Below are 7,215 nucleotides of genomic sequence, written 5' to 3' on the forward strand. Positions count from 1 at the left end.
CTTTTTTCTATTGATTTAAATTTTTTCCGCTCATAGTTTATCAATCTTGTGCTTAGTTTTAAAGCTGGTTCACAAAGACTGCAACAAATTACGGATAATTATTCGAAATTTTTCAATAAGATCCAGCCTGTCTTTACAACCGGCTTTTTACTTGCAGGATCTTCGAAGCTTACCTGATACCAGTAGGATGAGGTATTCAGTCTTTTACCCTGGAAATACCCGTCCCAATAAGGCTGTAAGCTGCTTTCCCTGTAAACTTCTTTACCGTAACGGTCAAAAATAGAAGCTTTAAAGTCTTTGTTTTTATTAACGATTCGGAAATCGATGATGTCGTTAATGTTATCTCCGTTTGGCGTAATAACGTTCTGCATCACGAATGTAAAATATTCAAGGAAGCCTACACAGCTTGTTTTCTTCACTCTTACTCTGATGGAGATCACCGTATTTCTAGGCACGTTGGTAAACGTATTGGAATCCTGCCATGTTAATCCGTTATCAACAGAATATTCCAAAACACCGTTGCTTGGATTACTTGCTGTAATAATCATGGTTCCGTTTTCGTTATAGTTAACATTAATAACTTCCGGAATAACCGCCTGAATAACCTGTGTTGTAAAGACTTTTGAACATACTCCATTGGTAATGGTTACACTGTATGTTCCCGGAGTTCCTACAGAAATCGTCTGAGATGTCGCTCCATTACTCCACAAATATGTATAGTTCGGTCCTGCTCCTGCGTCTAAATTAATAACATCTCCCTGACAAATCATTCCTCCTGAAAGTGTTGATTTAATAGCCGGAACAACTTCTATGGTAACAGATGCCGGTTGTAAGGATTTACATCCCTGTGTTCCGATCGCATAAACAGAATACGTTGTTGTCTGCGTTGGAGAAACAGTCTGCGTAGCTCCGGTTCCTGATAAATTCGTCCATTGATAGGTTGCACCGTTCGAAGCTGTTAATGTTGTGGATTCGCCTAAGCAGATTCTTACTTTTGTCGCGGTAAGCTGTGCAACAGGCGTTGCCTCTTTTCTTAAAGTTAAAGTTACCGTTTTGCTACAGAAAGCTCCATTGGAAACCACTACATATAAAACCTGTCCGTCAGTTCCGTTGTAACTTGCCATTTGTGCAGCAGTAAGATAATTGTTATTCTGAGCAACAGCATCAGCCTGATTCACATAATAACGAACGATAGCCGTAGTGGAAGTTGTAATCTGCGGTGTTGCATCATTCAGGTTAAATGTTGCCAAAGATGGTGTTGTACAGAGTTTTAAGGTAGCGTTCTGTGCAGGAGGCGTTGTTCCACCTACAATGGTAACCGTAGCTGTCTGACAATTGGTTCCTCCCACAAATGTTCTTACAACATATACGCCCGGTTCTGTGGCAATGTATGTAGCACTTGTTGCACCCGGTATGGCAACACCGTCTTTGTACCATTGGAAAGTCATTCCCGGAACGGAAGCAATTTGTGCCGTTAAAGTTTGCGGCGTATTGTCACACATATTAACGCTTGTTAATGGATTTCCATTTCCGTCTACAATGGTCATTCCGATATCAAAAGATCCACCCTGAAGAAAAACCGCAGAGTCAAAACTACTGTCGGAAGCATCTGCCAAAACCATTTTAAAATGATAGGTCTGTCCCGGAATTACCGTTGCGGTTGCCGTTAAAGGAATTGTTCTTCCATTAAAATTCGTTTCAATATTTGCGGTGTTCATCCCTCCAAAATATGCTTCATTGATAGGTCCGCACGTGAAACCGTTACCTGCAGGAACAATATTGGTAACACTTACAGGTCCCGCTGTTCCCGGTAAAATTGCCATATTGGTATAAGTAGGATCACCTACTTTTTTCAGTAATAAAGCAAAACCATCAGAATAAACTCCACATGGGAAATTAGACGTATATTCTTCCGAAGCAAAAATATAATTAAATTTTACCTGAGTACTGTTAGGAACGAAGTCAAATTCAATAAAAACAGCATCTTTTAAAGGAGCCAAAGGGTTAATTGCCGTTACAAGATCCGGATCACTTACCGTAGAACCGGGAACAGTATCACTTAATCCGCTTTCCAGAACATTTCCCGCTCTTCTGGCCTTCCCTGTTACGAGAACAACACCGTCCGTAAACGGAAAAGCAGTAGTTCCTTTATGAAAATATCCCCACGCTCTTTCCGTGTCTGTCGCAGGCTGGTTGGGTGAAACCGTAACATTGGTAACGTTGGCAACCGCACAACTGGAGCCACCGGAAATCAGAACATTTTTAACAAGCTGCTCTATATTGTAAGAAGATGGCGCGTAAGATGCCACATTCACATCAATAAAAGCTCCGGACTTCAGACTCGCACCGGAATGCTTTTCTGTTATTGGTTTTCTGGACGTTTTTTGGGCGAAAACAGATCCTGAAACCAAGAGTAAAACTAAAAAGAAACAGTAGTTTTTTAATCTATAATTTAACATTTTGTTGTTGTTTGTTCAAAAATACTAAATTATTGGCTAAAATCAGAACAAAAAATAAGCATTATAATATAAATAACCTAAAATATTTTAAAATTAAAGAAATAACAGATAATCTATCTGAGTTAATAAAAAAGACTGATAATTTTATCAGTCTTTTTGTATGGAATTATAATAATTCAGCAATTATATCTGCTGATTAGTTATCTTTTTTCAGTTCGTCAATCATATTCTGCAATTCTGAGATCTTATCTTTCAGTGCTTTAATTTCATTTTTATTGGAACTTACATTGCTTTTCAGCATCACATTTTTGGCGCGTTCATTGTGGTCTTCCTCATCTTCATCCTCGTTAATTTCTTCAATATCTTCCTGAATGTCTTCGATGTCTTCATTAATTTCTTCGATATCCTCACTGATTTCCTCAATATCTTCGCTGATCTCTTCAATGTCTTCCTGAATATCTTCAATATCTTCCTGAATATCTTCAATTTTCTCATGGCTTTTATTCACCGACATCTGAATGAAAATCGCAAGATAAATTGCCTCCAATGAAACCACTGTGGTAAGAATCAGCAGCATTTTATCAAACTCTACAAGGTGAAGAATAGGCAGAAGAAAAGAAATCAAAAAAAACAGGGTATGTGCAATGAGCGAGGGAATAGAACCAATCCACCATGTAATTCCGTTTGCAATTCTTTCTAGCATTTCAATTTTTTCTTCGTTCTTTTTCATTGCGTTTCAATTTTAAAGTAATTCCTTTGTAACTCCCAGTCCAAACAATGCAAAATCGTATTTTGCAGGATCTTTTTCATCAAATGTACGGATCACCATATCCAGTTCTTCCACCGTTTTCCAGTCATTCTGCGTTCTGGTAATAAGCCCCAGTTTTCTAGAAATATTTCCGGTATGCACATCCAGCGGAATAGAAAGATATTTCGGATCTGTATTTTTCCAAAGACCAAAATCTACGCCACGCTTATCTTTACGCACCATCCAGCGCAGAAACATGATAATTCTTTTAGTGGAAGAATTTTTATACGGCGAACTTACGTGTTTATGTGTCCTGTGCTTTTCCGTTCCCAGAAACTGTGTTCTGAAACGTTCAATCCCGTGAGAAAAATTAATTTCGGGATCATTTACCCTGAATAAATCTTCCAGACTTTCATTCTCAGTATAAATCCTATTAAACTGTTTAATAAAATAAGCAAAATCTTCCCCGTTAAACGTTCTGTGGACACTTTTGCCTTCAAGAAATTTCAAATCCTTTTCCGAATGATTCAAAACAAAATCATAAGGCGAATTCCCCATAATATCGAGCATCTTTTCCGCCGATTTAATGATGGCCTTTCTGTTTCCCCATGAAATTGTCGCCGCCAGAAATCCTGCAATTTCAATATCCTGTTTCAGAGAAAAACGATGCGGAATCTGGATCGGATCATTTTCTATAAATTCAGGATCATTGTATTGGTCTGCCTTTTCATCTAAGAAGATTTTCAGTTCTTCAAACTTCAACATTATTTTTAAATTTTTACAGGTTCCAGTGCTTTCGGTAAGAAAGTATTGGGAAAAACAGTTCTTGCTTCATCGGTAAATACGGTAAGATCTCCATAACGGTTGGAAAAATGTCCTAAGATCAGTTTTCCGACTTCTGCTTTTCTGGCTACCGTTGCGGCTTCCAAAGCAGTTGTATGTCCTGTATAATCTGCCATTTCCTTCAAATCGTGAAGAAATGTGGATTCATGATAAAGCACGGTTACATTTTTAATGATCGGGATCACACTTTCCAGATATCTCGTATCGCTGCAAAATGCGTAAGATACAGAAGGAGCAGGTTCTACGGTAAGAATTTCATTTTTAAGCACATATCCATCGCTTAAAACAAAATCTTTTCCGGCTTTTATATTGTGATAATCACAGGTTTCTATTTCGCTGTACTTCGCAATTTCCTTCATGTTCAGATGCCTGTCTTTCGGTTTTTCTTTAAACAGATAACCGTTGCAGTATATTCTGTGATCCAAAGGAATGGTGTACACTTCTACCCTGTTGTCTTCGTAAATTTTCTCTGAATAATCTTTATCCAGTTCATGATATACCACTTCAAAACCACGGTGTGTTTCTGTAATCGTGAAAATAGTTTCCAGCATTTTCTTAATTCCTTTCGGACCATAAACGTGAAGCGGCGTTTCTCTTCCCAAAAGTCTGAAGGAAGCAATAAGCCCCGGTAAACCAAAACAGTGATCTCCGTGAAGATGAGAAATAAATATATGATTGATCTTCGAAAATTTCGCTTTGGCTTTTCTCAACTGTACCTGCGTTCCTTCCCCGCAATCGATGAGAAAAGACCGTTCTTCCATCTCCAGAAACTGAGCGGTAGGAGAAGAATTTATCGTAGGAATTGCTGAATTAAAGCCTAATATCGTTAAATAAGTACTCAAATCGATGGTTTATTAAGGTGACAAATGTACGGATTTAGGTTAAGACTAAGATTTAGGCTGAGATTAAAATTACGTAGTGGAAACCGATTTAAATATCTAAATTTCTGTTTCTGTTTTCACCATACATTTTAGCCTCAACCTGAAACTACTCTTTCCCTTTCAGAAAATCCAAAAATAGATCCAAAGCCTGTTTTCTGTGGCTGATTTTGTTTTTATCCTGCGGTTCCATCTCTGCAAAAGTCATTTCGTACCCTTCCGGAACGAAGATCGGATCGTAGCCGAACCCTTTGAAACCTTTATTTTCCTTCAATAAATTTCCGTGAACCCTTCCGTCGAAATATTTGGCTCCGTTTTCGTCATAATAGCATAAAACAGTAATGAAATACGCTTTTCTGTTTTCAATACCTTCCATTTCGCCCAAAACTTTTTCGATATTTTTGGCAAAATCATGATTTCCTGCATAACGCGCGGAAAAAATTCCAGGTCTTCCGTCCAGAGATTCTACAACCAGTCCGCTGTCATCGCCTAAACTTGGAATCCCTGTTTTTTCGAAGCAGTATTTTGCCTTAATTAACGCATTGGCATTGAAAGAATCTCCATCTTCTACGATTTCTTCATGAAGATCGTAATCGGCAAGACTTTTAACGACAAATTCATCGCCTAAAATCTGCTGAATTTCTTCTTTCTTATGTATGTTGTGCGTTGCTACCAGTAATTCTATATTCAATTTCATTTATTTAATTTCTATTTTGTTTAAACCTCAAATCATCATCATGAATAACACCAATGATATTAGTGAAATTAGTGTGTAAAAATTTAGTGCCATTCGTGTTTAGATTTAAATTTCAGAATAATGCACTTTGTATTTTTTCATAAAAAGAAAATAAAACAAGGAGAAAAGTGCAATTCCTATCATCAGTATGATCCATTCTGAAACTTTAAAAGCATCTGCGAAGCTTTCCGTTTTTACATAAGTGATTAATAAGGTGGAACATAAATTATTAAAACCATGCAAAAGCATCGGTAAAAGCAGAGATTTTGTTTTGTAATAGACCAATCCCAGAACGCATCCTAACAGAACAGCTCCCACAAACTGCCACGGGTTTCCGTGAATCGCTCCGAATATGACAGAAGCAAAAACAATTGCCATTTTCGGTTCAACACCCTTATTCATCAATCCTTTCTGGATAATTCCCCTGAAAATAATTTCTTCAAAAATAGGCGCACAGATAACAGCAGTAATGATCATCACAACCGGATCATCGGTAAGTTTTTCCATCATCTGAGTGAAAAAATCGTAATACTTTCCGAAAAAAGGTCCCGTTGTAGGAATCTGGGCGGTAATAAATTCTGCAATAAACATCATCCCGATCATCATTGGAAAAATCAGGAGATAGGTATAAAAATTAGTTGGAGAAAAATTAAAATTCAGCTTCATTCCTGTTGTTCTTCTCACAATGAAAAAATCAAAAAAAGCAATCGCCGTAAGAAATCCTGCAGCATTGGTAATCATAAAAAACCAGTCTCTGTACTGTAGATTTTCTTTGAAAGTAAACACCCAGAAAACATTAAAGGATGAAACCACCATTGTTCCGAAAAACAATCCTGCCAGCAAAACAAGACCGCCAATCCATGTAAACTTGAAATTCGGATATTTACTTTTTTCCATAGAATCTAAGATTTATTGAGAAACAAAGATAATTCAAATTATGGGAAAAGAGAATTGTCGAGAATTTTAACCTGCAATATGTTTTACATGTATGTTCTTTAAAATGTTTAAACTAATTTCAAAATTAACCGCAAAAGTTGCAAAAGACCATTATTCCGCAATAATTAGAATAATCAAAGTTCTCAAAAGAATAAAAATTGAAGATTTTTAAAGCTGTTGTTGCCTTTTTCATTTTTCATTATTTAATTTGAATAAATAATCCCCAGTCAGAACTTCGGAGTATTCTTTAAGAATAAAATCTTTGATTTTATCTTTGCGCCTTAGCGTTTTTCCAATAAAATTTAAACTCATCATTGATCTTTGAAACACAAATAACACAAATGGTTTTCACAAATTCCACGAATTTGATTTTTTTTTTAGCCTATTTTTAGTTTGGCAAAAGCAAACAAAAAAAAGTTGTTTAAAATAAAACGGTAGAAAACTCTATGGAGTTTTATCTGTGTAGATACCATATTCACAATGTATTCTGCGTTCCGTAGGAACGCTATCTTTAAAAAATTTATCATATTTATAGATATCAATCCTACGGATTGATTTGCGGATTTATTCTTATTTCTACACAGATTCTGCTCCTAAAGGAGCAAACTCTTTTAC

6 protein-coding genes are annotated in these 7,215 nt (G+C 36.6%); all 6 read right to left on the reverse strand.

Features of this window, described 5'->3' with window-relative positions; all coding sequences use genetic code 11:
* Positions 1 to 98: 98 nt before the first annotated feature.
* The 6 genes from WFK35_RS05850 to WFK35_RS05875 all read right to left on the reverse strand — a co-directional run bounded on the left by WFK35_RS05850 (position 99) and on the right by WFK35_RS05875 (position 6,561).
* Positions 99 to 2,459 carry a choice-of-anchor L domain-containing protein gene (locus WFK35_RS05850; protein WP_336731809.1) on the reverse strand — a complete coding sequence of 787 codons (2,361 nt, stop codon included), beginning with the start codon at positions 2,457 to 2,459 and terminating at the stop codon, positions 99 to 101.
* A 196-nt stretch (positions 2,460 to 2,655) separates the two neighbouring features.
* Positions 2,656 to 3,189, reverse strand: a complete 534-nt coding sequence (locus WFK35_RS05855) for a DUF1003 domain-containing protein (RefSeq protein WP_290265057.1) — start codon at positions 3,187 to 3,189, stop codon at positions 2,656 to 2,658.
* Positions 3,190 to 3,201: 12 nt separating this feature from the next.
* Complete coding sequence (locus WFK35_RS05860) at positions 3,202 to 3,972, reverse strand: TIGR02757 family protein (RefSeq protein WP_442892011.1); 771 nt, start codon at positions 3,970 to 3,972, stop codon at positions 3,202 to 3,204.
* Positions 3,973 to 3,977: 5 nt separating this feature from the next.
* Positions 3,978 to 4,892, reverse strand: a complete 915-nt coding sequence (locus tag WFK35_RS05865; RefSeq protein ID WP_235131286.1) for a ribonuclease Z — start codon at positions 4,890 to 4,892, stop codon at positions 3,978 to 3,980.
* A 145-nt stretch (positions 4,893 to 5,037) separates the two neighbouring features.
* Positions 5,038 to 5,625: an RdgB/HAM1 family non-canonical purine NTP pyrophosphatase gene (gene rdgB, locus WFK35_RS05870; protein ID WP_442892012.1), complete on the reverse strand. Its 588-nt coding sequence runs from the start codon at positions 5,623 to 5,625 to the stop codon at positions 5,038 to 5,040.
* A gap of 105 nt (positions 5,626 to 5,730) precedes the next feature.
* Positions 5,731 to 6,561, reverse strand: coding sequence for a CPBP family intramembrane glutamic endopeptidase (locus tag WFK35_RS05875; protein ID WP_336731810.1), 831 nt, complete (start codon positions 6,559 to 6,561; stop codon positions 5,731 to 5,733).
* Between the last annotated feature and the right edge of the window lie 654 nt (positions 6,562 to 7,215).

Origin of the sequence: Chryseobacterium sp. VD8 (assembly GCF_037149975.1) — a bacterium.
In the GTDB taxonomy this organism is placed as follows: Bacteria; Bacteroidota; Bacteroidia; order Flavobacteriales; family Weeksellaceae; genus Chryseobacterium; species Chryseobacterium indicum.